Here is a 25,987-nt window from a genome sequence, read left to right on the forward strand (position 1 = left end):
ATGGGTTTCGGCAGTGTTATAACAGCAATGGTTACGCCGTTTGATGAAAAAGGACAGGTGGATTTTGAAAAACTTCCAAAGCTGATCGATCACTTGATTGAGAACGGTTCGGAAGCGCTTGTCGTCGGCGGAACGACCGGTGAATCCGCGACGCTCAGCGAAGAAGAAAAGGCGGCGCTTTATCAACAGTCTGTCAAGGCAGCGGACGGGCGCGTCTCGATTATTGCCGGTACAGGAATGAATGACACGCATGCGACGGCTGAATTGACAGTCAGAGCTGAGCGGGTCGGTGTCGACGGGATTATGCTCGTTGCGCCTTATTACAACAAACCTTCGCAAAAAGGGCTGTATGAGCATTTCAGAACGGTTGCCGAAAAAACGTCGCTGCCGGTTATGTTATACAATGTCCCGGGACGAACAGTCGTTAATCTGCTGCCGGAAACAGTGATTGAGCTCGCAAAAATTCCGAACATAACTTGTGTTAAAGAGGCGAGCGGCAATCTTGAACAGGTGACGACAATCGTTGATCAGACACCGGATGATTTTCTTCTTTACTCCGGCGACGACAGTTTAACGCTTCCTTGTCTCTCCGTCGGCGGTGACGGTGTTGTGTCTGTTGTCAGCCATGTTGCCGGTAAAGAGATGGGCGATATGATCCGCGCTTATCAAGCCGGGGATGTGCAAAAAGCTGCCGAGATTCACCAGCGTTTATTGCCGGTCATGAAGAGCATGTTCGTTTCACCGAGCCCGGCCCCGGTGAAAACAGCGCTGCAAATGAAAGGAATGGACGTCGGCGGCGTGCGCCTTCCGCTCGTGCCGTTGACTTCTGATGAGCGTGAGAAATTATACAGCGCTGTCATGAACGAATAAAAAATCTTTTTTTTGGCGGGCGCTGCCCGCTTTTTTTATTAAACAAGTCGTGAAAAGAACACAAAGTTGGCAGCGGACTGTTTCTTTGCTTGTAGAAGAAATGACCGGTGCGTTATACTGATTAAGGAGTAACGACCGAACCGTGAAAACATTATTTATTTGAAACGATATAGGAGGAACACAAATTGTCAAATCAACAGACAGAAAATATTCGCATTTATGCCCTCGGCGGGCTTGGCGAAGTCGGGAAAAATATGTACGTACTTGAACTGGATGATGAAATGATTATCATCGATGCCGGCTGCATGATCCCCGAGGATGATATGCTCGGCGTCGACATTGTCATTCCGGATATTACGTACTTAGTCGAAAACAAAGAGAAAGTCAAAGGGATCGTGCTTACGCAGGCGCTTGAAGACCATATCGGCGCCATCCCTTACGTGCTGCGTGAGCTTAATGTGCCGGTATACGGGACGAAATTCACGCTCGCGCTTGCGAAAGATCTGTGTAATGAAGTGAAGGTGCCGGGAAAACAGCAATTTATCGAAATCACCTCGAATTCAAAAATTAAAATCGGTACGACACCGGTGAACTTCTTTCGCACAAACTACAGCGTCCCGGATACGCTCGGTATGATTGTTCACACTTCGCAAGGGCCGATTGTGCACACCGGCGACTTTAAATTTGACCAAAATCCGGTCGATCAGCAAACGACAGAGATGGGCAAACTGACTGAAATCGGCGACAAAGGTGTGCTCGCTTTAATGTCAGACAGCACGAATGCTGAAACCCCAGGTCATTCAGCCTCCGAATCCGTTGTGGCGGACGGGCTGAAAGAAGCGTTCCACGAAGCTCCGGAAGCGATCATTGTAGCGGTTTATTCTTCACATATTCACCGGATTCAACAAATTCTTGATGCTTCCAAGCGGGAAGAGCGAAGCGTCGTATTTATCGGCAAATCGATTGAACGGGCTGTCAGCATTGCGCTGGAATTAGGGTATTTGCAAGACCCTGAAGGGCTGATTGTTTCACAAGATGAACTGAAGACGAAAAACCGCAGCGATCTTGTCGTTGTCACGACCGGCAGCCAAGGTGAACCGCTGAGCAGTCTGATGAAGATGGCCAAAGGTTCACATTCGCTGTTTAAAATTACCGACCGCGACCGGGTCGTTATGTCAGCGATGCCGAGTCCCGGCAATGAAAAAGTCGTTTCTCAAATGATTGATTTACTGTCGCGCACAGGTGCTGATGTGATTTACGGAAAAGAGGAAAAAGTCCATGTATCTGCGCACGCGAGTCAAGAAGAGTTAAAATTGATGCTCAATGTCATTCGGCCGCAGCATTTTATCCCGGTTCAAGGCGAGTACCGAATGCAACATGCTCACCGTCATTTAGCGAATTCGGTCGGTATTGATGACAGCCGGATTTTCTTGCTGGAAAAAGGTGAAGTCGCGGAATTTACGAAACGCAAAGGCAGAAAAGGCAATAAAGTCCCGTCAGGCCATGTTCTGATTGACGGCCTCGGCGTCGGGGATGTCGGCAATATTGTTCTCCGCGATCGGCGCTTGCTCTCAAAAGACGGCATTTTAGTTGTTGTGGTTACGCTAAATAAATCCCATAAACAAGTGCTTTCGGGACCGGATATCATCTCCCGCGGATTCGTGTATGTCCGTGAATCAGAAGAACTGATTGCTGAAGCTGAAAAACTCGTGTCCGCATCACTGGAGCAGCTGATCGCGCAAAACCAGACGGAGTGGGCGCAAATGAAAAGCCAGATTCGCGACCAACTGAGCCGGCTGCTGTTTGAAAAAACGAAGCGGCGTCCGATGATTATGCCGATCATTATGGAAGCATAAGCCAATCTGCCAATGGGCACACCGGTATGAATGTGTTACACTGAACCAAACAGACGATCTCATTGAGCAGCCGGATATCCGGCTGCTTCTTGTCTATTTGTGAGTAATCGTTGTGTAAAGGAAGGGGGCCTCGTTTCATGACAAAAAAATCACCTAAAAAAGGAAAATCTTCAGCGAAGAAACAAACGAAAAACGAAGAGACGGCAAAGCGCTCGATTACATATGAATTAACGGGCCTTTTCATTTTTATACTAAGCGTGATCGGAATTTTTCAATTCGGCGTAGTCGGGCAATTTCTTGCTTCCGCCGTTTATTTTTCAGCGGGGAACTGGGCCTGGCTTTTTGCCGTCTTAATCATTTGGTTTTCGTTGTATGTAATCGCTAAACGCAGTGTGCCTGCATTTTTGAACCGGCGCTTGATCGGTGTTTACTTATTTACGATCAGCTTTCTTCTTATCAGCCATGCCCGTTTATATGCCCAGCTTCCGGAAACAGACAGATCAGTGGTCGGGATGACTTGGGATCTGTTTTGGAACGAAGGAAGCCTTGCGCAAACAGCTGACGGTTTAGGCGGAGGGATGATCGGCGCATTGCTTTTTTCATTAACGAATGCGCTGATCGCTTTAGGCGGAACGTACGTTCTGGCCGGAGGGCTGCTGCTGGCTTCGCTTATTTTTCTTACCGGAAAAACGTTAGTTGAGCTTTATGAACAAACGAAAAAAGAAGATACAACGTTTTATGAAGCCGTCGCCGATAAATGCCGCCGCGCCTGGCAGGGTGTCGGCCGTATAATTGCCAATCGCCGCAGCGCCGAAAAAAATAAACGCCAGGCTGCCACCGAGAGCACAGCTGCTGAACCGGTTTCGGCTGATAAAAAAGAAAATGCGACAGAAGAGGAGCCGGTCATCTATGACTTCACCCATCAGCTCGCACCGCCAGCTGAAGGCGAAATCATTGATGTTCCGGCTGAACCGGTGAAGACGCCCGCAAAAACCCCTTCGGCCGCCAGCGAAAATAACAAGAAGCCGGCTGCCGGCAATGGCGGCAGCGGCGGAGAAATGAACGAGGAAAAGTCCGGCGAGACCCTTGTTGTGCGTGAAACAGAGAATGCAGACTATATTTTGCCGAGCATGGATTTGCTTGCCAGCCCGGGAAAGCCTTCGCAGTCAGGCGAGCACGCGATGCTTTCAAAAAATGCCCGCAAGCTGGAATCGACGCTGGAAAGTTTCGGGGTGAAAGCGAAAGTCTCCAAGGTGCATTTAGGTCCGTCCGTTACGAAGTATGAAGTGCACCCGGAAACCGGGGTGCGCGTAAATAAAATTGTCAATTTATCTGATGATATTGCGCTGGCGTTGGCGGCGAAAGACGTTCGGATGGAAGCTCCGATTCCGGGAAAATCGGCGATCGGCATTGAAGTACCGAATCAGGAAGTGTCGCTCGTCAGCCTGAGAGAAGTGCTGGAATCTAAAGAAATGAAACAGAAAACGAACCCGCTTGCTATTGCGCTCGGCCGTGATATTTCCGGCGAAGCTGTGATCGCTGAATTAAATAAAATGCCTCACCTCCTCGTTGCCGGAGCGACGGGGAGCGGAAAAAGCGTTTGTATAAACGGGATTATTACGAGCATTCTTATGCGTGCGAAACCGCATGAAGTGAAATTGATGATGATTGATCCGAAAATGGTCGAGCTCAATGTATACAATGGGATTCCTCACCTTCTCAGCCCGGTGGTAACAGAGCCGAAACGAGCTGCACAGGCGTTAAAAAAAGTCGTCAGTGAAATGGAACGCCGCTACGAATTATTTGCCGCATCCGGCACGCGGAACTTAGAAGGGTACAACCAGCATATCGCAAAAGAAAATGAATACCGGGATGCTGAAGAAGCTTACTCGCCGCTGCCGTATATTGTCGTAATTGTCGATGAGCTGGCAGATTTAATGATGGTTGCATCGTCGGAAGTAGAAGATGCGATTACAAGGCTGGCACAAATGGCACGGGCGGCAGGGATCCATATGATTATTGCGACGCAAAGACCGTCCGTTGATGTCATCACCGGGGTGATAAAAGCAAATATCCCGTCACGGATCGCTTTTGGTGTTTCAAGTGCGACAGATTCGCGGACCATTTTAGACTCGAACGGCGCAGAAAAATTGCTCGGCAAAGGAGATATGCTGTTTATCCCTGTCGGGTCGTCTAAATCAACCCGGGTCCAAGGCGCTTTTTTAGCGGATGAAGAAGTCGAAAGGATCGTCGGTTATTGCATCGAACAGCAAAAAGCGCAATACTCGGAGGAAATGGCCCCGGCTGAAGCGGATGAACAGTCGGCAGCGGGCGAAGTGGACGATGAGCTTTACGATGATGCAGTGGCTCTTGTTATGCAAATGCAGTCCGCATCTGTGTCGATGATCCAGCGCCGTTTCCGCGTCGGTTATGCCCGGGCAGCACGGCTGATTGATGAAATGGAAGTGCGCGGAATTGTCGGGCCTTATGAAGGGAGCAAACCGCGCGAAGTCTTGGTCGATAAAGATCCGAATGAATCATAAAAATATGCTTGCGCTTTCATGAATTACAGATAAAGGATAGTCGTCTGACATATTTCGTGATACATTACTATTAAGAAGCTTGTCATTTTGTCAGCAGGGGGATTTCATATGATCAGATCGGATCAGCGTCCATTATATTTGCAAGTCATCGATAAGATGAAAGAAGATATTGATAACGGCGCTTATAAAGCAGGAGAACGGCTGCCTTCGGAGTTCCAGCTTTCAAAACAGCTCGGGGTCAGCCGCGCAACGCTGCGAGAAGCATTGCGGATGCTCGAAGATGAAAATGTTATCGTCCGCCGTCACGGGGTCGGGACATTTATTAACACGAAGCCGCTTTTTTCTTCCGGAATTGAAGAATTGTTCAGTGTGACAGACATGATCCGCCGAGGGAAAAAAGAACCGGGAACAAATTTTTTATCCTCGTCGATTCAACCGGCGACAGATGATGATCAGCGCCGTTTTCTTGACGAAAAAATGCATGAACTGATCACGATTGAACGGGTGCGAACAGCTGACGGAGAGCCGGTTGTATATTGTCTCGATAAAGTTCCTGCCGTTCACTTGCCTGATTACACGTCGCAAGATGAACAGTCGATGTTTGTTCAATTGGAAAGCACAGGCACAACTATTGCTTATGCGTTGACACAAATTGAACCGCTCGGCTATCACGAGAAAGTATCAGAAATTCTTCAGTGTGAACCGGAGACCGCACTGCTAGTCTTAAAACAAATGCATTATAATGAATGGGACGAACCGATTCTTTATTCGATCAACTATTTCAGGGCAGATAAATTTAAATTTCACGTATTGCGAAAACGCGTTTATTAGTATGTTTCCGGCCCTCCTGTTAGATTGTCAGGAGGGCTGGTGATTTTCGATTGAATTGACAGGAGGAATGTACAATGGAAACGATGCCGATAAAAACCGATCATGTCGGACGGATGAATATACATGTTTTTCCGACCCGGACGTATAAGACAAATACGATTGTATTGCAGCTTGCCTCACCGCTTAAGGAGGAGGATGCTTCCAAACGGTCTGTACTTGCGAATGTGCTGAAAACATCGACGAAAGATTACCCGACACGCCAAGCGCTGCAAGAGCGGTTGGAAGATCTTTACGGCATGTCGTTATCTGCGGATGTTTACAAAAAAGGGGAATGGCACATAATCAGCATCCGTGCGGAAATCGCCAACGAGAAATACTTGCGGGATACGGAGCCGCTGACGGAGACGGCCGTTCAGCTGCTGGCTTCGCTGCTTTTACAGCCTAATGCTGACGAATCCGGTTTTGACGAGGCTGTTACGGCTGATGAGAAGCGGGCGCTAAAGCAAAAGCTGGCTTCGATTTATGACGATAAAATGCGTTATGCAAACAAACGCCTCATCGAAGAAATGTGCGGCGGCGAGCCGTTTTCTGTGCATGCCTACGGAAATGAAACGGCGATTGACAATATCGATCCCGCTTCGCTTTACAGCTGTTATCGTGAAATGCTCCAAAACGATCAGTTTGATTTGTATATTCTCGGCGATGTCGCTGAAGAAGAATGCATGCGCTGGGTTGATCACTATTTCAAGGATAGCGATTTATTACAGGGCGGGCACGTTAAACCGCCGCGTCCGCAACTGGTGTCTTCTAGAAACAAACCGCAAGAGATTACCGAACAGCAAGAGGTCCAGCAAGGGAAGCTGCACCTTGGTTATCGAACGGGGATTGTATACGGAGACAGTGATTATTTTGCTTTACAAGTTTTCAACGGTCTTTTCGGCGGTTTCCCGCATTCGAAATTGTTTATGAATGTGCGCGAGAAAGCAAGCCTCGCCTATTACGCCGCGTCGCGTCTTGAAACACATAAAGGGTTGCTTATCGTTATGGCCGGGATTGCGTTTGAAGATGAAAATGAGGCGAAATCAATTATTCATGCTCAACTCGATGCGATGAGAGCAGGTGACTTCACAGAAGACGATATTGCACAAACAAAAGCGATGCTTAAAAATCAGCTTTTGGAAATGACCGATTCACCGCGCGGGCGGATTGAGCTCGAGTACTATAATGCGTTAAGCCAGACGGATTTAACGATAACGGAATGGCTGAGCGCAATCGATGCTGTTTCGTTTGATGAGATTAAACAAATCGGAGAAAAAATTCAATTGGATACAGTCTATTTTCTCCGCGGAAAGGACGGTTCTGCTCATGAAAGCAGTTGAATTTCAACAAATTAATGAAACACTCTATACGGAGACGTTGCCGAACGGTCTAACCGTCTACTTGCTTCCGAAAAACGGTTTTAAAAAAACGTTTGCGACGTTTACGACGAAATACGGTTCGATTGACCGAACGTTTCAGCCGTTAAACAGCGCGGAGACGATTACGGTTCCAGACGGGATCGCCCATTTTTTAGAACATAAAATGTTTGAAGATGAAGAAGGGGACGTTTTTCATACCTTCAGTAAACAAGGGGCTTCAGCAAACGCTTTTACGAGCTTTACGAACACAGCCTATTTATTTTCCAGTACAACGAATGTCTCCGAAAATGTCCAAACGCTTTTGGATTTTGTGCAAAAACCTTATTTTACCGACGAAACAGTTGAAAAAGAAAAAGGCATTATCGGCCAAGAAATTAATATGTACGATGACAATCCGGATTGGCGCAATTTTTTCGGGCTGCTTAACGGGATGTATGAAAATCATCCTGTCGCTGTCGACATTGCCGGCACAGTCGAGTCCATTAACGAGATTTCCAAAGATGATTTGTATACCTGCTATGAAACATTTTACCACCCGTCAAACATGGTTTTGTTTATCGTAGGCGCTGTTGACCCGGACAGTTTGATTGAAGAAATCCGGACCAATCAACAGGAAAAGACATTTCCGCCAGCTCCGGCGATTCAACGTCAAGAAGATTTTGCCGAACCCGAAAAGGTTAAACAGCGGTCAGTAGAAATATCGATGCCGGTTCAAACACCGAAATGCTTAATCGGTGTAAAAGAAGCATCGCCTGTTTTAAGCGGAAAAGCCCTCTTGCAGTATGAATTGGCGGTTGAATTAATTCTTGAGATCGCTTTTGGCGAGAGTTCCCCGCGTTATCAAGAGCTGTTTGAAGAAGGGTTAATTGATGACAGTTTTGAGTTTGATGTCGAATATGAACGCGGATTTGCTTTCTCCGTTTTCGGCGGGGAGTCTCCGCGTCCGTATGAACTCGCTGAGAGATTGAAGCAGATCGCCTTAGCGGTCCGCCCGGAGATCACACAATCAGAATTAAACCGGATGAAGAAAAAGAAAATCGGCGAATTTTTAAAATCCTTGAATTCTCCGGAATTTATTGCAACGCAGTTCACCCGCTACCGGTTTAATGATGCTGAGCTTTTCGATGTCATTCCGATTCTTGAAGATTTAAACCTCGAAGACGTTCAGCGCGTATACGATGAACATTTTCGATCGGAAGAACAAATGACAGCTTGCATTGTGATAAACAAGGAGGAAGAAAACGGTGGCTGAACAAAGAGCGGTAATCACCGGAGCGAGCGGCGGAATCGGACGTTCGGTGGCCCGTATTTTAGCAGAAACGCATAATGAATTGATCGTTCATTATTTTCAAAATGAAAAAGCCGCTGTTGAGCTGAAAGATGAATTAGAAGACGCCAAGCAGTGCCGCGTTACACTTATTCAAGCGGATTTCAGCGACACCGCAGCTGCAGTTTCGAAATTTGCCGCTGCGGCGAAAAAAATAACGACATTAGTGCATTGCTGCGGGGTATCACCGGTCCGTCAGTTTCAAGATGAGTCTGAAGAAACGATCAGCCGTCAAATAGCGGCAGGACTTACAACACCGACAGTGATCACTAATTTATACTCAGCGGAAATGATTCGCAGCCGGAGCGGCTCAATTGTTTGGATCACCTCGGTTTGGGGTCTCGAAGGGGCTGCCTGTGAATCGATCTATTCGTCTGTGAAATCAGGGCAGCACGGTTTGATCAAATCGCTCGCGAAAGAGTTTGCCCCTTCGCATGTCACTGTGAACGGTGTTGCCCCCGGAGCGGTTGACACCGGCATGCTCTCAGTCTATTCCGAAGCTGAACTAGAAGAAATCAGATCGGATATCCCGGCAGGTTATCTCGGTAAACCGGAGGATGTTGCTAATGCTGTGCGTTTTTTGATCTCGTCTGATGCATCCTATATAAATGGACAGATTATTTCTGTGAACGGCGCTTGGCACTGTTGATGCAATGGAATTGTCAATTCCGCCCCGGATGATCAGGCGAGAATTATCAAACCTTTTTCCTTATCTTTGCCATATCTCTTTTAATGCGCGCTGAAATCCATTATTATAGAACAAGGTGCAGTCTACACGTTTTATCAGCTTCTCTGTCCAAGAAATGGGGTGTCTCTGCAATCATGGAGCCAAAAGAATGGTATTTAGAGTACCAGATCAATGAAAACCGTCCCGGTTTGCTCGGTGAAATTGCCTCGCTTTTAGGTATGCTCCGGATCAATATTATAACGATAAACGGCGTTGAAACGAGCAATCGCGGCATGCTGCTGAAAACTACGAGCGATGAGGCAATTGAGCGGCTTCGTTACATTTTGCAGACGATGGATGTGATTACGCTCTACAAACTGCGCCAGCCGAAATTGCGCGACCGTCTCGCGGTCCGCCACGGTCGTTACATTCAAAGAGACCAAGACGAAAAAAAGAAGTTTCGTTTTGTTCGGGATGAACTGGGTGTATTGGTTGATTTTATGGCAGAACTGTTTATGAAAGACGGACACCGTTTGATCGGTATACGGGGAATGCCGAGAGTCGGCAAAACCGAATCGATCGTTGCTGCCAGTGTCTGTGCGAGTAAACGGTGGTCCTTTCTATCGTCGACGCTATTAAGGCAGACGATTCGGAGCCAGCTGGCAGATGACGAAATGTCTGAAGACCACATTTATATTATTGACGGGATTGTTTCAACGATGCGCGCATCTGAAAAACACCGGATGTTAGTGTCAGAAATGATGCGGATGCCTTCAACAAAAGTGGTTGAACACCCGGATATTTTTGTCAGAGAAACAGAATACTCATTGGAAGACTTTGATTATATAATCGAATTACGAAGCGATGAAAACGAAGAGATCACTTATCAAGCGGTTGACTCCGGGTTTTCATCCTTCGATATTAGCTAAGTGGCAGGTGTTTGTATTGTCAGAATTGGGAGTAAGATTAAAAACAGCACGTGAAGAAGCCGGTTTTTCGCTGGATGAACTGCAACAGCGGACGAAAATTCAAAAGCGTTACTTGCAAGCGATTGAAGAAGGGGATTTTTCAAAAATGCCCGGGGAGTTTTACGCCCGTGCGTTTGTTAAACGTTATTGTGAAGCCGTCGGTCTTCAGCCGGACCTTATTTTTGAGGAACATGAAAATGAATTGCCTAAGCCGAAAGCGGAAAAACAGGATTTGCCGCCGCGGACTGAAAAAGATAAAACGGCGTCCCGTCCCGGGAAAAGAAAATCGAAAATGGCCTCGCTCGTCCCGTCAATTGTCGTTTTGTTATTTTTAATCGGAATTATTGCCGGTGTTTGGTTCGTGCAGCAGGGCGGAACCGGCGATAATGACGCTGTCTCAAGAGACGAACAGCAAAATTCACCGTCTGTTGAAATCACAGATGATTTAAATAACGAGAACGAAGACGGCGAAGGTAATAACGCAGAAGAGAACAATAACAACAACGAAAACAACGAGAACAATGAGAACGGCGAAAATAATGCAAATAACGACAACAACGAAAATGAATCGGAAGAGCAAGAACTTTCAGCAGAAGACGTTGACGGTTCGACAACGACGTACTCGCTTTCCCAAGCTGATGATTTCACGATTGACTTAGAATTCACGGCTGACAGCTGGATCAACGTATCGAATGCAGATGATGAAGATTTGCACGAAAGCACACACAGTGACGGCGATGAAATTTCGTTTGATTTCAGCGGCGAATCAGAAATTATTTTTAATATCGGCAATACGTACGGAACAGAAATTTATGTAAATGATGAGCTCCTTGAATATGAACGCGACGACACCGATCATCAATATATCGTTATTCAATATGAAGAGTCTTCATAAGGTGCTTTAAAGCAGTCTGCAACAGACTGCTTTATTTGTTCGCATAACGTTACATAATTTGATAAACTTTTAGTAGTCAAGCTGGAAATGATCGTTACAGTCAGGAGGAATAGTGTGAATATACCAAATCAAATTACCATTTCCCGAATTATTTTAATTCCTGTCTTCATGCTTTTACTGCTCGTTCCTTTTGATTGGGGCTCATGGGCTATACTCGGAGCCGATATTCCTGTTCACCATTTCTTTGCCGCGCTTGTATTCATCATTGCGGCAGCGACGGATTGGCTGGACGGCTATTATGCCCGGAAGTATCAACTCGTGACGAATATGGGAAAATTTCTCGATCCGCTTGCGGATAAACTGCTGATCACGGCCGCTTTTGTGTCTCTTGTCGGACTTGACATGTTCCCGGCGTGGGCAGCTGTTGTTATTTTAACGCGGGAATTTGCGGTTACAGGCCTGCGCCTTGTTGCATCCGGTGATGGCGAAGTGATTGCAGCGAGTATATGGGGCAAGTGGAAAACGGTCAGTCAAATTGTCGCAGCGGCTGTCATTATGCTTCATAACGTGCTCTTTGAACTGATGGCACTCCCTTTTGATTCAATCATGATCGCGGTCGCAGTCATTTTGACGGTGTTATCAGGCGTTGACTATTTCGTGAAAAACAAGCATGTGCTGATGTCAGCCGGAGCTTAGAAAGGATTTATCATCTATGAATGCGGAAATTATTGCGGTTGGGTCTGAACTTTTATTAGGACAAATAGAAAACTCGAATGCAGCTTATCTGTCAAAAGAGTTAACGACGCTGGGGATTAACGTTTATCACCATATTACGGTCGGGGATAATCCGGACAGGCTGCAAGCTGCGGTCGAATCCGCCGCCGAGCGGGCAGATTTGCTGATTTTTACCGGAGGACTGGGGCCGACAAAAGACGATTTGACAAAAGAAACTGTGGCGAAAGTGACCGGCTCTCCGCTTATCTACGACGATGAAACAGAACAGCGCATTTTAGCTTATTACGCTAAGCGCGGCCAAACGATGACAGTCAACAACCGAAAACAGGCGCTTATCCTGGAAGGCGCTGACGTGTTCCCGAACGATCACGGCATGGCCTGCGGAATGTCGCTAAAAACCGACAAAGCGCAGTGGATCATGTTGCCGGGACCTCCAAAAGAACTGCAGCCGATGGTAGAAGATTACGTAATGCCTTACTTGCGCCGCGAGCTTTACACAAACGAAAAAATCGAATCGAAAATTTTGCGTTTTTTTGATATCGGCGAATCAAAAATTGCCGAAGAGCTCGATGACTTGATTGAAAATCAAACGAACCCGACGATTGCTCCGCTTGCTTCGGAAGGGGAAATAAAAATCCGTTTGACGGTTAAAGGCGATGATCCGGCTGAAAATGGCCGCCTGCTTGAAGAGATGAAAACCGAGGTTTTAAGCCGAATCGGAAAATATTTTTACGGCGAGGGTGAAAAAGATTTACGCGAGCTTGTAAACGACCGTCTTCGCGCGTCAAATCAAACAATTGCTTCGGCTGAAAGTTTAACAGGCGGGCTGTTTGCAGAGACGTTAACATCGCTTTCAGGAGCATCGGATGTTTTTCCGGGGGGTGTGGTATGTTATAGTAATGCAGTGAAGGAAAACGTCCTGTCGGTACCCCGGAAATTGTTGGACGAACACGGAGCTGTCAGCGGAGCATGTGCTGCCCGGCTGGCTGAAAACGTCCGTAAGCTGATGGATGTGGACATTGGAATCAGTTTCACCGGAGTTGCGGGACCGGACCCTCTCGAAGGGCATGAGCCGGGAGTCGTCTTCATGGCGATTTCTCAAATAGATGATACAACAGTAATACCATTGAACTTGGCCGGAAGCAGGCGAAATATCAGCGGACGCACAGTGAAATACGGTTGTTTTCATCTATTGAAAATACTAGAAAAGCAAAGAGAAAAGGATGGATGAATTGAATGATGACGTTTGAAGACTTTAAAATCTCGAATGACTTGAAAAAAGCTGTAAAGGATATGGGGTTTGAGGCAGCTTCTCCAATTCAGGAGCAAGTGATTCCGAAGATTCTTGAATATAAAGATATAGTCGGTCAGGCGCAAACAGGCACTGGTAAAACAGCCGCGTTTGGACTGCCGCTGCTTGAACACATTACAGATCAAAAAAGTGTGCAGTCACTGATTTTGACGCCGACACGCGAGCTTGCGATCCAAGTTTCCGGAGAAATGCAAAAGCTCGCGAAATATAAAAAGGTCGATATTCTTCCGGTTTACGGCGGTCAATCGATCGGCCATCAAATTAAATCGTTGAAGCGCGGTGTGGAAATTGTTGTCGGGACGCCGGGCCGTGTACTCGACCATGTTTCGCGCGGAACATTGAAACTGGATAAAATTCATACGCTTATTCTTGATGAAGCGGATGAAATGCTTGATATGGGCTTTATTGAAGATATTGAAAAAATTCTCCAAAAAGCGAATGAAGACCGGCAAACATTGCTGTTTTCAGCGACGATGCCGCCGCCGATCCGCAAACTGTCGAATAAATATATGAAAAACCCGGAGCAAGTTACCATCAGCAAAAACGATGTTACGGCTCCGTCGATTGACCAAGTGTATTATAAAGTGTTGGAAAAAAATAAACTCGACTCGCTTTGCCGCCTGATTGACAGTGAAGCTGTTGAACTCGGCATTATTTTCTGCCGGACGAAAAAAGGCGTGGCAGAGCTGACCGAAGCATTGCAAGCCCGCGGGTATCGCGGCGATGGCCTGCACGGCGATCTGACGCAGTCACAGCGCGATATTGTGATGAAAAAATTCCGTGATTCATCGATTGATTTCTTGATCGCAACGGATGTAGCCGCCCGCGGAATTGACGTCCAGAATGTGACCCACGTCATTAACTACGATATCCCGCAAGATCCTGAAAGCTATGTGCACCGCATCGGCCGAACCGGCCGGGCCGGCCGCGACGGCATCGCTCTGACACTTGTCACGCCGCGCGAGATGAAGCACCTGCGCTCGATTGAACAGCAAATTAAAATGTCGATCCCGTCACAAAGCTTGCCGTCGGTCGAAGAAGTGATTGAAAAGCAGCAAGAAGCATGGAAAGCCCAAGTGATTGATATGATTGAGAATGATGACGATCAGCATACGAGCAATTACGATACGATTGTAACGGATTTGCTCGATCATTATCCGGCGGAAAAGGTCGTCACAGCGATGATGAAGTTAGCTTTTTACAGCCAAGATGAAATCGCCACAGACGGCGGTTACGATTTTGGTGATACCGGCGCGCAGGAAGGTATGACCCGCTTCTTTATTAACGTGGGACGAAACGTGGATATGACGCCGAAAAAATTAGTGGACGAAGTTTCGCGCCTTGCAGGTGTGAGTCCAAAATCGATCGGTAAAATTGACATTTTTGAAAACTTCACATTTATGGAAGTACCTGAAGATGTCGCCCCGTTTATTTACGAAGGGTTAAAATACGCGCGTGTCAGCGGAGCAAAAATCAATTTAGAACCGGCAAAACCGCGGCCGAAGCGAAAGTAATTATATAGTAAAGAATAAAAATCCGCCTGCTCTTTACAAGGCGGATTTTTATGTCTATAATTATAATCATCGAACGAATGTTTGTATTTTTGCAGAATATAACGAGGATTCATCTGTCATCAGACTCGTCAATTTGATCAATAAAGGAGAGAATCGCATGTCATCAGAACGGAAACAAGCTTTGGATATGGCATTGAAACAAATCGAAAAGCAATTCGGCAAAGGGTCGATTATGAAACTGGGTGAACAGGCAGAACAGCGTGTTTCAACCGTTTCGAGCGGTGCATTGGCGCTCGATATTGCTCTAGGCGTCGGCGGCTATCCGCGCGGCCGTGTTATCGAAATTTACGGACCGGAATCGTCCGGTAAGACGACAGTAGCTCTGCATGCGATTGCAGAAACACAAAAAAACGGCGGCCAGGCAGCATTTATTGATGCCGAACACGCGCTTGACCCGGCGTATGCACAAGCTTTAGGCGTTGATATCGACGAGCTGCTTCTTTCGCAGCCTGATACCGGTGAGCAGGCGCTGGAAATTGCTGAAGCGCTTGTTCGCAGCGGAGCGGTCGACATGGTCGTGGTCGACTCGGTCGCAGCGCTTGTACCGAAGGCTGAAATCGAAGGCGAGATGGGCGATTCGCACGTCGGTTTGCAAGCACGCTTAATGTCCCAGGCTCTTCGGAAACTGTCCGGGTCCGTCAGTAAATCAAAAACAACAGCAGTATTTATTAACCAAATCCGTGAAAAAGTCGGGGTAATGTTCGGAAGTCCGGAAACGACACCCGGCGGCCGTGCGCTGAAGTTTTATTCATCGGTCCGCCTTGAAGTCCGCCGTGCGGAAACACTTAAGCAAGGCAACGATATGATCGGAAATAAAACGAAATTAAAAGTTGTTAAAAATAAGGTCGCTCCGCCGTTTAAAACAGCAGAAGTCGATATTATGTACGGGGAAGGAATTTCCCGCGAAGGCTCGATCCTTGATATCGCTTCCGATCTGGATATCGTGCAAAAAAGCGGCGCATGGTATTCGTATAACGGCGATCGTCTAGGTCAAGGCCGGGAGAATGCGAAGCAATATATGAAAGAAAACCCAGAGACGGCTGAAGAAGTTGAATTAAAGATCCGTGAATATCACGGATTGACGGAACCGAAAGACGTGCCGGCTCCGGACGAAAACGATCCGGAAAACGGCAAAGATCAGCCTTTGGATCTTAAATAAACGAAAAGACGGCCTCTTGGCCGTCTCAAGGTGTAGACAAACTATTATTTTGACGTAAGCCATGAATCCACTACCCTCCGCTTGCCCCGGGCAAGGACTCAGCTAGGATTCGGCGGCCTCAGGCCGCCGAATCCGGATCTTCGTCTCTTGCTTTCCCGGAGGCGTCGGAGGAGTGTATGCATGGCTTCTTTTTTTTCAATACACTCGCTTCAAAAAAGAGGATGACCCAGCATCCCGGCTTTCTCCTGCGGGATAGCGGGATAGACGAGACCCTGCAGGGCATAAGCCCGAAGCGGCTCGGCGCTCGCCCGCGGACTAGTAAGACACGGCGAAGTCTTTTTGAGCCGATGTCGCAGTGATACCTTCAGGTGAAAGAAGCCGGACGATGCGCCGTCATCCGTTCCTTTTAACATGACATCTAACGATGGCGTGACTTTGTCAACACTCTGAGACGGCCCCCGGCCGTCTTTTTTAAAAGCATTTTTAAGGCAGCAGTGTTTTTGTAACAAGCGCTGTTAAAACAGTCACATACGTTTTTTGACAGCTTGACAACACACGTCATGAAGCATACAATTAACGGGAATACTGAATGAATCGGCAAAGAAATATTGCCGTTGCTGGATGTATCCAAGATGTTTAATGATGATTAGTATGTCTTAAACAAAACTGAAAAACAAAAGTAATAGCATGAGGAGGTGAATCAGATGGATCTGATCGTTCAAATCCTCATTTTGCTATTCGCAGCACTAGTCGGTGTCCTGATTGGCTATTTCGTGCGTAAATCGATCGCAGAGGCAAAAATATCAAGTGCGGAGAGACTCGCCAAGCAAACCGTAGAGGAAGCAAAACGGGAAGCAGATGCGAATAAAAAAGAATCCGTGCTTGAAGCGAAAGATGAGGCGCATAAACTTCGAATGGAAGCGGAGAAAGAAGTTCGTGATCGACGTAACGAAGTTCAAAAGCAGGAAAACCGTTTACTCCAAAAAGAAGAAGTTTTGGACCGAAAGAGTGAATCGTTAGACAAAAAAGAAGAGACGTTAGAACAGCGTGAAGAAGACTTATCGAAACGTCAACAAGAAATCGACGAAATGAATAGCAAAGTAGAGGAAGCAGTTGAAAAACAGGAAAAAGAATTACAGAGAATTTCTGGATTCACAAAAGACGAAGCAAAAGAATCGATTATGCAGACTGTTGAAGATGAGTTAGCTCATGAAAAAGCTGTAATGATTAAAGATTCCGTGTCCCGCGCAAAGGAAGAAGCGGACAAAAAAGCGAAAGAAATCTTGTCAACAGTGATGCAGCGAACGGCCGCCGACCATGTCTCAGAGACTACGGTGTCTGTTGTCAACTTGCCGAATGATGAGATGAAAGGCCGTATTATCGGCAGAGAAGGCCGAAACATTCGTGCGCTGGAAACACTCACCGGCATCGATCTCATTATTGATGATACACCGGAAGCGGTGATTTTATCCGGCTTCGATCCGATTCGGCGCGAAATCGCGAAAACCTCGCTTGAACGTCTTGTTTCAGATGGCCGTATTCATCCGGCGCGGATTGAAGAAACGGTCGACAAAGCACGCCGTGAAGTGGATGAAATGATCCGTGAATACGGAGAACAGACCACCTTTGAAATGGGAATTCACAATCTTCATCCCGATTTAATTAAAATTCTCGGGCGGCTGAAATACCGTACAAGCTATGGACAAAATGTGCTTAATCATTCTAAGGAAGTCGCTCATTTAAGCGCGATGATGGCAGCCGAACTGGGAGAAGATGAACAGCTCGCGAAACGGGCAGGGCTTCTCCACGATATCGGTAAGGCGATCGATCATGAAGTCGAAGGCAGCCACGTGGAAATCGGTGTCGAATTAGCGACAAAATACAAAGAACATCCAGTTGTTATTAACAGTATTGCATCGCACCACGGGGATACCGAAGCAACATCGGTCATTGCGACACTTGTTGCCGCAGCTGACGCATTATCTGCTGCCCGTCCAGGTGCCAGAAGAGAAACATTAGAAACGTACATTAAACGTCTGGAAAAGCTTGAAGAGATTTCGGAATCGTTTGAAGGCGTTGAGAAAACTTACGCAATTCAGGCTGGACGTGAAGTGCGTATCATGGTGAAACCGGATATTATTACGGATGAGGATTCGTACCGGTTAGCCCGCGATATAACAAAAACAATCGAAAATGAACTTGACTATCCGGGCCACATTAAAGTAACAGTCATCCGGGAGACCAGGTCAGTCGAGTATGCTAAATAAAGTGGTATTTATACCACTTTATTTTATTTAAAGGAGCATTGAAAGATGAAGTTATTGTTTATTGGAGATGTTTACGGTTCGCCGGGAAGAGAAGCCGTAAAAGAATATTTGCCAAAATTAAAACGGAAGCACCGGCCTGATATTACCGTCGTCAATGCAGAAAATGCAGCAGCCGGCAAAGGCTTGACGAAAAAAATCTATAACGAATTGAAAGAAACCGGGGCCGATGCCTTCACGATGGGTAATCATATGTGGGATAAAAAAGAAATTTTTGATTTTATTGATGACGTTGACGATATTGCCCGGCCGATTAATTACCCGGATAATAATCCCGGGGTCGGCATAGTTAAAAAAAAGGTCGGCAATAAAACGATCGCGATTATTAATGCGCAGGGACGAACGTTCATGCCTCCGGCAGACTGTCCGTTTCGCAAGCTCGAAGAAACCGTTACTGAAGTGCGCAAAGAGACACCGTTTATTTTTATCGATTTTCACGCGGAAGCGACGAGCGAGAAACAAGCCATCGGCTGGTATCTCGACGGCCAAGTTTCTGCTTTAGCCGGCACGCATACCCACGTACCGACGGCGGATGAACGGCTGCTTCACAACGGGACGGCTTTTATTACCGATGTCGGTATGACCGGTCCGTTTGACGGGATTTTAGGCACGGACAGAAATATTATTATCCGCCGATTTTTGTCCAATTTACCCGAACGCTTTGAAGTCCAAGAAGGCCGTCTGCAGCTCAACGGGGTGTTAATTGATATTGACGATGCATCGGGATTGGCGAAAAGAATTAAACGGATACAAATTAACGAAGACCGGCCGTTTTTTGATTAATATTCCAGTTGCCGGTGAATGAAGCAGTAAAAACAGGTTTTAATCGACGCTCAACAAGGTAAAGGTGAACAAAGTATATTATACTTCCATTTTTACATTTCAAGCGGTCGCATTTTATTTAACAAACACTGTCACGTCAATTCACCAATCGATGAGGAGGTACTGGAATGGAAGTCTTAAAAGTTTCAGCAAAATCCAATCCTAATTCTGTAGCAGGAGCTCTTGCAGGTGTGATAAGAGAACGTGGAACAGCCGAAATCCAAGCGATCGGAGCCGGTGCGCTCAATCAATCTATAAAAGCGATTGCGATTGCCAGAGGGTTCGTCGCCCCTAGCGGAATTGATCTAATTTGTGTGCCGGCGTTTACGGACATTGAAATTGACGGTGAAGAGCGCACGGCGCTGAAATTAATAATTGAACCGCGATAAAAAAACAGGCCCGGCGCAGCAACGCAGCCGGGCCTGTTTTTTATTCCTAAAACATTCTTTAATAAAGAAATGATTTCCTGTTTACATCGTCTTCCTTTTCGAGTAATCTTTTCAGTGGCTTGTACAAATTTGATAGTTGGAGGATGTTATGGAAAGTATTTTAGATCAGCTTGCTAGTTTACAAATGCTTAATCAGTTTTGGATTACGCTGTTTTTAATTATTCCTATGGTGCTGATTTCCCGCACAGTTGTGGCAGGTACACGATATTCGCCGATATTGATTATCGTTATTTTCGGCTTGGCGATGGGCTATATCCTTGTGCAGAGCGGTGTCGGCGAGCCGGGCTTGGCTGAATTTCCGATGGTGGACTTGATCGCGCAAACGACAGTTGTGGCGTTGACCGTTTCGTTTTTTGTCGGCGGACAAGAACTGCGGAAAATATTTGGAAAAAAAGAGCTGCCGGCTGTCAAAGATATGGTCGAGCCGTCGAACGAAGAGGCGGTTTTGGGAACGAACCGCACGCAGCTCGTGATGATTGTCCGCGCGTTCTTCTTGTTAATCGGTATCGAAGGTGTGACAAGGTTAGTTACCGGCAGCGATGCCGGGGCTCTCAGTGATGTGTACGCGTTGATCGCCTACATTGGGTTAGTCGGAGCCGTAATATTCATCGACAATAAAGCGGTTATTTCTGATAAACCCCTCTACATACGCAAAGGGATTATGGAGATTGCAGTGATTATCCTCGTATTATACGGTGCTTATCTGATCGCAACTGCGGTTGAACCGGTCATCGCTCTGCCGCAAATTTTCTTTGCGATGCTGATTGCAGCAGGATTGGGAGCTGTTTTTTATACTTGGAGATTCGGACCGACGATCAAATCGCTCTTGTTTGCCGGCATTCCGGTAGTGTTAGCCGGCAATTTTATGGTCGGCGGCAGCCGGATTGATGAAGCGTTTATGATCGAAGGGATGAATTCAGTATTAGCTTACGGCTTTTTCGGTCAGCTTTTCTGGATGTTCGGCGGCATTGCTCTGTTAATTTACTTTGCCAAAACAAATCACGTCCGTAACTTAGCTCCCGGTATGGCGGGAGGATTGTCTCATTCCGGTTTGACCGGAGCGTGTACGGCCGGAGACTTAGGAGAAGGAGCAGCGAAACGCGCGCCGATCATGATCAATATCCCGTTTTTCGGCCACGTGTTCGTCTTTTCTGTTTTGGCGATCAGCGCGCAGCAAGGCGGATTGATTATGATTCCGGCCCTGCTGATTTTATTTGTCGGGTTTGGATTGACGGCTTACTCGCTCCGCAATTTGCGGCTTGCTGCCGGTGAAGACGGAAAAGAAGTAAAATCATTGATGCAATTTTCTTTCGGCTGGCAGCTGATTGCTGTTTTTGGCGGCCTCGTGCTGCTTAATTTCGGTACGATGCCGTTTGACTATGCCGGAATGGCTCAGGCATCCGCCATATCTCACTTCGGCTTGTTTGCGGCGATTCAGGAAGGGATGTTCAGTGCCGAGGCGGCTTCGTTAATTCCGTTTATCTTTTCAATGCCGTTTTTAGTGCATCCGGTCGTTTTCTTTATGTTCGGTAAAGCGATGAAAGATGACGGGTTAATGCCGATAAAGACCGTGTATCTTCTTGCGGCTGTCGGTGTCGTCGGCGTATTTGGTTCGGTATTATTTTTGTAATGTCAGCACTCATCCTGCCGGGTTGTAAAACCCCGGCAGGTTTTTTTAATTTTCTTGAATTTTCTATCATATGCGCAGATTTATTTATGTTACAATCAAATTGTAATAAAAAATTCATTGATGCAAACGCTTACAACATTGGCGTCGCTAAGAGCTGTTTTTAATGCATCCTAAAAGCGAGGTGTTGGGTGGAGGGGGACTCTCGATGGGAATCATTCTTCATCAGAAGCTACATACATGATTTATTTGCTTCATGATTGAAAGCGCAGTAACTGTCAAGTATAAAAAGGGGTGTCGCATATGAACAGGCAGCTATCTTGGAAAGTGGGAGGCCAGCAAGGCGAAGGGATTGAAAGCACGGGGGAAATCTTTTCAATGGCCTTAAACCGTCAAGGGTATTACTTATACGGGTACCGTCATTTTTCTTCACGAATTAAAGGCGGACATACAAACAATAAAATTCGTGTCAGTACGTATCAGACAAACTCGATTTCTGATGATTTAGATATTCTCGTTGCGTTTGACCAAGAGACGATTGATTTGAACCATCACGAATTGGTAAATGGCGGAGTTATTATCGCCGACAGCAAATTCTCGCCGAAATTACCGGATCAGTCTGACGCACGCTTATTTTCCATTCCTTTTACCGAGATCGCTTCGGAACTTGGGACAACATTGATGAAAAACATGGTGGCTGTCGGTGCGTCAGCCGGACTTCTCGGTTTACAATCGGAAACGTTTTATTCCGTCGTCGAGCAAATTTTTAAGAAAAAAGGCGAGTCGGTCGTTGAAAAAAACATGAATGCGATTCGAGCAGGCATGGAACATTTCATACATGATGTTCCGGATGATTTAAAAGATTTCACGCTCGAACCCGGAGACGGCAAAAACCGCATGTACATGATTGGAAACGATGCCATAGCGCTTGGATCTTTAGCTGGAGGAGCCCGGTTTATGCCTGCCTACCCGATTACGCCGGCGTCGGAAATTATGGAATATTTAATTAAAAAACTTCCGGACTACGGCGGAACCGTTATTCAAACCGAAGACGAAATGGCTGCCTGCACGATGGCGATCGGTGCCAATTACGCAGGGGTGCGCAGTTTAACAGCTTCAGCAGGGCCGGGGTTATCGTTGATGATGGAGTCGATCGGTTTGAGCGGAATTACCGAAACACCGCTTGTCATCGTCGATACACAGCGCGGCGGTCCGAGCACCGGCTTGCCGACAAAACAAGAGCAATCTGATTTGATGGCGTTAATTTACGGAACACACGGCGAAATTCCCAAAGTCGTCATGGCGCCGTCAAGTGTTGAAGAAGCTTTTTACGATGCGGCAGAGGCATTCAATATTGCTGAAGAATATCAAGTGCCGGTGATTTTAGTAACGGATTTGGCGCTGTCGCTCGGCAAACAGACCGTAAATCCGCTTGATTACAGTAAAATTGAGATTCGCCGCGGAAAACTCGTGAATGAAGAACTGCCGGAATTAAATAAAGGCGAATATTTTAAACGTTATGAAGTGACGCAGGACGGCGTGTCGCCGCGGCCAGTACCCGGGACGAAAAACGGTATTCATCACGTTACCGGTGTTGAACACAGTGAAGAAGGAAAGCCGTCTGAGAGCACATTGAACCGCCAAGCACAGATGGATAAACGGATGCGAAAGCTCAATGGACTGCCGCGCCGTTTTCCTAATCCGATTGTGAGGTATGAAGAGCATGAGAAAGCAGATTTGCTTGTCATCGGCGTGAATTCAACTCGCGGTTCGATTCAGGAAATGATACCGCGCTTAGAGACAGAAGGCTTGAAAGTCAATCACGGGCAGATTCGTCTATTGCACCCGTTCCCGGCGGATGAAATGGAAGCGATGATGAAAAAGGCCAAAAATGTTGTAGTGATCGAAAACAATGCGACAGGACAAATCGCGCAGTTACTGAAATTAAACACAAGTGCCAAAGATGTTAAGTCGATTTTAAAATATGACGGCAATCCGTTCTTACCTTCGGAACTATACAATCAATGCAAGGAGCTGTTTGCATATGGCAACGTTTAAAGATTTCCGAAATAATGTGAAACCGAACTGGTGCCCCGGATGCGGTGATTTTTCCGTTCAGGCAGCGATTCAGCGCGCGGCTGCCAATGTCGGTGTTGTTCCGGAAGAATTGGCAGTCGTTTCAGGGATCGGCTGTTCAGGCCGGATTTCCGGTTACATTAACTCTTACGGTCTGCACGGGATTCACGGACGGTCCTTGCCGATTGCCCAAGGTGTAAAAATGGCCAACCGTGAATTGACAGTCGTTGCTTCAGGCGGCGACGGCGACGGATTTGCGATCGGGATGGGCCATACCGTGCATGCGATTCGGCGCAATATCGATGTCACTTACATTGTGATGGATAATCAGATTTACGGGTTAACTAAAGGACAGACTTCTCCGCGAAGCGAAATGGGCTTTAAGACAAAAAGCACACCTGACGGTTCAATCGAATCCTCACTCAATGTGATGGAACTCGCTTTAACGGCAGGTTCGACATTTGTTGCGCAAAGTTTCTCTAGTGATTTAAAAGAATTAACATCGTTAATTGAACAAGGTATGGAGCATAAAGGATTTTCGCTGATCAACGTATTCAGTCCGTGCGTCACATTTAATAAAGTCAATACGTACGAATGGTTTAAAGAAAACTTGACATCGTTAAATACGATTGAAAATTACGATCCGAACAGTAAGGTTCAAGCAATGAACACGTTAATGGAGCATAACGGTCTCGTGACCGGTTTGATTTATCAAAATACGGAAAAACCTTCTTATGAGGAGATGGTTCAAGGTTTTAACGAAGAAGGGCTGACAAAGCAAGATTTGACAATGGATGAAACCAAATTCAATCAGCTCGCGGCTGAGTTTATGTAGGCCTGTCTAAAGCGCTCATTTATGAGCGCTTTAGATTGTAGACAAATTATTCTTTTCACGTGTCACGCAGCCACTAACCTCCGCTTGCCCCGGGCAAGGACTCAGCTAGTATTCGGCGGCCTGAGGCCGCCGAATACGGATCTTCGTCTCTTGCTTTCCCGGAGGCGTCGGAGGAAGTGGTTGCGTGGCTTTCTTACTTTGCAGAACAATATGGACACCGCGATGTTTGAAACAAGGAGGATGACCCAGCATCCCGGCTTTCTCCTGCGGGAAAGCGAGACAGGCGAGACCCTGCAGGGCCAAGCCCGAAGCGGCTCGGCGCTCGCCCGCGGACTAGTAAGACCCGGCGAAGTCTTATTGAGCCGATGTCGCAGTGATACCTTCAGGTGAAAGAAGCCGGACGATGCGTAGTCATCCGTTCCTTTTAACATGACATCTAACGATGTCATGATTTTGTCTACAGTCTGGAGCGCTCATTTATGAGCGCTTTTTCTTTGAAAAAAATTCCGAAAAATTTTTCTGCAGAGGCATATGTACATATGTTATGGACAGTGCGGTTTACGGAGGACAATCATTCGTGCTACACTTTTATAAGACAGCGCTTACAAAAGCGGTGATGAGAAAGGTCAGGGGGTGGCGTATGTGGGGCAGACAATGAAAGCAATCGTGAAAAACCGTCCCGAAAAGGGGGCGGAACTTCAAGAAGTCCCGATCCCGGAAATCGGTGACCGCGATGTATTAATTGAAGTGAAGGCCGCCTCAATTTGCGGCACGGATGTTCACATTTATGAATGGGATCAATGGTCGGCAAATCGCGTTAAACCGCCGTATGTTTTCGGCCACGAATTTGCCGGCGTCGTGGTAGCGAAAGGCCGTTTTGTTGAGAGAGTAGAGGTCGGCGATCATGTTTCAGCAGAAACGCACCTTGTTTGCGGCTATTGTCCGCAATGTCTGAACGGTCAAGCGCATATTTGTGCGAATACCGAAATTATCGGGGTTGATCGCGACGGAAGTTTTGCAGAATATGTAGCGCTTCGTGCAGACAACGTATGGAAAAATGATCCGGCGCTGCCGTTTAGCGAGGCCAGCATTCAAGAACCGTTCGGAAATGCCGTGCACACAGTTCTGTCCAAAGACGTCGCCGGCAAGTCCGTTGCCGTGATCGGTTGCGGACCGATCGGGCTAATGGCGGTAGGTATTGCCAAAGCTTCCGGAGCGTCGCAGGTGCTTGCTTTTGATGTGAATGAATATCGGCTTGATTTAGCTGAACAAATGGGGGCCACCCGAACGGTCGACTCTTTGCGTGAAGATCCGGTTCACGCCGCTAAGGCATTAACGTCCGGCAATGGGGTGAATGTCGTCTGTGAAATGAGCGGCAGTCCGCAAGCGATCGATCAGGCATTTAAAATGGTTACAAACGGCGGACATATGGCGATACTCAGCTTGCCTGTAAAACCGGTTACACTGGATATAACGAATGATATTGTTTTTAAAGGAATCACCGTTAAAGGCATTTCCGGCAGGAAAATGTATGAGACATGGCAGCAGACGGCTGGACTTCTTCAGTCAGGACAAGTGAATGTGAAGCCGCTCATAACGCACCATTTTCCGCTTGAAGATTTTCACAAAGGTTTTGAACTTATGCTCGAAGGTAATTGCGGCAAAGTAGTGCTGTATCCATAAAGACAGTTACGGAGGG

At 46.8% G+C, this 25,987-nt stretch carries 22 protein-coding genes; 20 read left to right on the top strand and 2 right to left on the bottom strand.

The features are described 5' to 3' along the window. The 13 genes from dapA (at position 1) to recA (ending at position 16,155) form a co-directional block, all read left to right on the top strand. On the top strand, positions 1-870 hold the full coding sequence (gene dapA / locus EDD67_RS07355) for a 4-hydroxy-tetrahydrodipicolinate synthase (RefSeq protein WP_093071850.1): 870 nt from the start codon (positions 1-3) through the stop codon (positions 868-870). A gap of 185 nt (positions 871-1,055) precedes the next feature. Continuing rightward, complete coding sequence (locus tag EDD67_RS07360; RefSeq protein WP_093071851.1) at positions 1,056-2,726, top strand: ribonuclease J; 1,671 nt, start codon at positions 1,056-1,058, stop codon at positions 2,724-2,726. 137 nt (positions 2,727-2,863) lie between these two features. Beyond that, positions 2,864-5,269, top strand: coding sequence for an FtsK/SpoIIIE family DNA translocase (locus EDD67_RS07365; RefSeq protein ID WP_121439629.1), 2,406 nt, complete (start codon positions 2,864-2,866; stop codon positions 5,267-5,269). A gap of 108 nt (positions 5,270-5,377) precedes the next feature. Continuing rightward, complete coding sequence (locus tag EDD67_RS07370) at positions 5,378-6,100, top strand: GntR family transcriptional regulator (RefSeq protein WP_121439628.1); 723 nt, start codon at positions 5,378-5,380, stop codon at positions 6,098-6,100. A gap of 74 nt (positions 6,101-6,174) precedes the next feature. Then, positions 6,175-7,479 carry an EF-P 5-aminopentanol modification-associated protein YfmF gene (gene yfmF, locus EDD67_RS07375; protein ID WP_121439627.1) on the top strand — a complete coding sequence of 435 codons (1,305 nt, stop codon included), beginning with the start codon at positions 6,175-6,177 and terminating at the stop codon, positions 7,477-7,479. Next, positions 7,466-8,770, top strand: a complete 1,305-nt coding sequence (yfmH, locus tag EDD67_RS07380; RefSeq protein ID WP_121439626.1) for an EF-P 5-aminopentanol modification-associated protein YfmH — start codon at positions 7,466-7,468, stop codon at positions 8,768-8,770. The genes yfmF and yfmH overlap by 14 nt, the downstream gene beginning before the upstream one ends. Further along, positions 8,763-9,494 carry an elongation factor P 5-aminopentanone reductase gene (ymfI, locus tag EDD67_RS07385; RefSeq protein ID WP_121439625.1) on the top strand — a complete coding sequence of 244 codons (732 nt, stop codon included), beginning with the start codon at positions 8,763-8,765 and terminating at the stop codon, positions 9,492-9,494. The genes yfmH and ymfI overlap by 8 nt, the downstream gene beginning before the upstream one ends. 173 nt (positions 9,495-9,667) lie before the next feature. Then, positions 9,668-10,441 (top strand): DUF3388 domain-containing protein, encoded by a 774-nt coding sequence (locus EDD67_RS07390; protein WP_121439624.1) that lies wholly within the window; start codon positions 9,668-9,670, stop codon positions 10,439-10,441. Between the two features lie 16 nt (positions 10,442-10,457). Further along, a complete protein-coding gene (locus EDD67_RS07395; protein WP_162843794.1) occupies positions 10,458-11,375 on the top strand; it encodes a helix-turn-helix domain-containing protein in 918 nt (305 codons plus the stop codon). Positions 11,376-11,489: 114 nt separating this feature from the next. Next, a complete protein-coding gene (gene pgsA / locus EDD67_RS07400) occupies positions 11,490-12,071 on the top strand; it encodes a CDP-diacylglycerol--glycerol-3-phosphate 3-phosphatidyltransferase (protein WP_121439622.1) in 582 nt (193 codons plus the stop codon). Between the two features lie 16 nt (positions 12,072-12,087). Beyond that, positions 12,088-13,341 carry a competence/damage-inducible protein A gene (locus EDD67_RS07405; RefSeq protein ID WP_121439621.1) on the top strand — a complete coding sequence of 418 codons (1,254 nt, stop codon included), beginning with the start codon at positions 12,088-12,090 and terminating at the stop codon, positions 13,339-13,341. A 5-nt stretch (positions 13,342-13,346) separates the two neighbouring features. Further along, complete coding sequence (locus tag EDD67_RS07410) at positions 13,347-14,936, top strand: DEAD/DEAH box helicase (protein ID WP_121439620.1); 1,590 nt, start codon at positions 13,347-13,349, stop codon at positions 14,934-14,936. A gap of 157 nt (positions 14,937-15,093) precedes the next feature. Continuing rightward, positions 15,094-16,155 (top strand): recombinase RecA, encoded by a 1,062-nt coding sequence (gene recA, locus EDD67_RS07415; RefSeq protein WP_121439619.1) that lies wholly within the window; start codon positions 15,094-15,096, stop codon positions 16,153-16,155. Positions 16,156-16,364: 209 nt separating this feature from the next. Here the strand turns inward: recA and EDD67_RS07420 are convergent, their stop codons facing one another. After that, positions 16,365-16,568 carry a hypothetical protein gene (locus EDD67_RS07420; protein WP_123875816.1) on the bottom strand — a complete coding sequence of 68 codons (204 nt, stop codon included), beginning with the start codon at positions 16,566-16,568 and terminating at the stop codon, positions 16,365-16,367. 291 nt (positions 16,569-16,859) lie between these two features. On the opposite strand from EDD67_RS07420, the gene rny reads away from it, so the two are divergent. From rny to EDD67_RS07450, 6 genes are all read left to right on the top strand, one after another. Then, on the top strand, positions 16,860-18,422 hold the full coding sequence (rny, locus tag EDD67_RS07425; RefSeq protein WP_121439617.1) for a ribonuclease Y: 1,563 nt from the start codon (positions 16,860-16,862) through the stop codon (positions 18,420-18,422). 45 nt (positions 18,423-18,467) lie between these two features. After that, on the top strand, positions 18,468-19,262 hold the full coding sequence (locus EDD67_RS07430) for a TIGR00282 family metallophosphoesterase (protein ID WP_121439616.1): 795 nt from the start codon (positions 18,468-18,470) through the stop codon (positions 19,260-19,262). Positions 19,263-19,429: 167 nt separating this feature from the next. Continuing rightward, complete coding sequence (locus EDD67_RS07435; RefSeq protein ID WP_093071865.1) at positions 19,430-19,690, top strand: stage V sporulation protein S; 261 nt, start codon at positions 19,430-19,432, stop codon at positions 19,688-19,690. Between the two features lie 148 nt (positions 19,691-19,838). Next, positions 19,839-21,380, top strand: coding sequence for a hypothetical protein (locus EDD67_RS07440; protein ID WP_121439615.1), 1,542 nt, complete (start codon positions 19,839-19,841; stop codon positions 21,378-21,380). A 300-nt stretch (positions 21,381-21,680) separates the two neighbouring features. Then, on the top strand, positions 21,681-23,435 hold the full coding sequence (locus EDD67_RS07445) for a 2-oxoacid:acceptor oxidoreductase subunit alpha (protein WP_121439614.1): 1,755 nt from the start codon (positions 21,681-21,683) through the stop codon (positions 23,433-23,435). Further along, complete coding sequence (locus EDD67_RS07450; RefSeq protein ID WP_093074439.1) at positions 23,422-24,288, top strand: 2-oxoacid:ferredoxin oxidoreductase subunit beta; 867 nt, start codon at positions 23,422-23,424, stop codon at positions 24,286-24,288. The genes EDD67_RS07445 and EDD67_RS07450 overlap by 14 nt, the downstream gene beginning before the upstream one ends. 101 nt (positions 24,289-24,389) lie before the next feature. Here EDD67_RS07450 and EDD67_RS07455 read toward each other — a convergent pair whose 3' ends face one another. Further along, a complete protein-coding gene (locus EDD67_RS07455) occupies positions 24,390-24,737 on the bottom strand; it encodes a hypothetical protein (protein WP_123875817.1) in 348 nt (115 codons plus the stop codon). Between the two features lie 193 nt (positions 24,738-24,930). Between EDD67_RS07455 and tdh the strand changes: the two genes are divergently transcribed. After that, positions 24,931-25,971 carry an L-threonine 3-dehydrogenase gene (tdh, locus tag EDD67_RS07460; RefSeq protein ID WP_121439613.1) on the top strand — a complete coding sequence of 347 codons (1,041 nt, stop codon included), beginning with the start codon at positions 24,931-24,933 and terminating at the stop codon, positions 25,969-25,971. Positions 25,972-25,987: the final 16 nt, after the last annotated feature.

Origin of the sequence: Salisediminibacterium halotolerans, from assembly GCF_003814815.1 — a bacterium.
GTDB classification, from domain to species: Bacteria; Bacillota; Bacilli; order Bacillales; family Salisediminibacteriaceae; genus Salisediminibacterium; species Salisediminibacterium halotolerans.

Bases quoted from the DNA above. Each gene is read 5' to 3' on its own strand.
- dapA (WP_093071850.1), top strand. From the start codon at position 1: ATGGGTTTCGGCAGTGTTATAACAGCAATGGTTACGCCGTTTGATGAA.
- EDD67_RS07365 (WP_121439629.1), top strand. From the start codon at position 2,864: ATGACAAAAAAATCACCTAAAAAAGGAAAATCTTCAGCGAAGAAACAA.
- EDD67_RS07370 (WP_121439628.1), top strand. From the start codon at position 5,378: ATGATCAGATCGGATCAGCGTCCATTATATTTGCAAGTCATCGATAAG.
- yfmF (WP_121439627.1), top strand. From the start codon at position 6,175: ATGGAAACGATGCCGATAAAAACCGATCATGTCGGACGGATGAATATA.
- yfmH (WP_121439626.1), top strand. From the start codon at position 7,466: ATGAAAGCAGTTGAATTTCAACAAATTAATGAAACACTCTATACGGAG.
- EDD67_RS07390 (WP_121439624.1), top strand. From the start codon at position 9,668: ATGGAGCCAAAAGAATGGTATTTAGAGTACCAGATCAATGAAAACCGT.
- EDD67_RS07405 (WP_121439621.1), top strand. From the start codon at position 12,088: ATGAATGCGGAAATTATTGCGGTTGGGTCTGAACTTTTATTAGGACAA.
- EDD67_RS07410 (WP_121439620.1), top strand. From the start codon at position 13,347: ATGATGACGTTTGAAGACTTTAAAATCTCGAATGACTTGAAAAAAGCT.
- recA (WP_121439619.1), top strand. From the start codon at position 15,094: ATGTCATCAGAACGGAAACAAGCTTTGGATATGGCATTGAAACAAATC.
- EDD67_RS07420 (WP_123875816.1), bottom strand. From the start codon at position 16,568: ATGTTAAAAGGAACGGATGACGGCGCATCGTCCGGCTTCTTTCACCTG.
- rny (WP_121439617.1), top strand. From the start codon at position 16,860: ATGGATCTGATCGTTCAAATCCTCATTTTGCTATTCGCAGCACTAGTC.
- EDD67_RS07430 (WP_121439616.1), top strand. From the start codon at position 18,468: ATGAAGTTATTGTTTATTGGAGATGTTTACGGTTCGCCGGGAAGAGAA.
- EDD67_RS07435 (WP_093071865.1), top strand. From the start codon at position 19,430: ATGGAAGTCTTAAAAGTTTCAGCAAAATCCAATCCTAATTCTGTAGCA.
- EDD67_RS07440 (WP_121439615.1), top strand. From the start codon at position 19,839: ATGGAAAGTATTTTAGATCAGCTTGCTAGTTTACAAATGCTTAATCAG.
- EDD67_RS07445 (WP_121439614.1), top strand. From the start codon at position 21,681: ATGAACAGGCAGCTATCTTGGAAAGTGGGAGGCCAGCAAGGCGAAGGG.
- EDD67_RS07450 (WP_093074439.1), top strand. From the start codon at position 23,422: ATGGCAACGTTTAAAGATTTCCGAAATAATGTGAAACCGAACTGGTGC.
- EDD67_RS07455 (WP_123875817.1), bottom strand. From the start codon at position 24,737: ATGACATCGTTAGATGTCATGTTAAAAGGAACGGATGACTACGCATCG.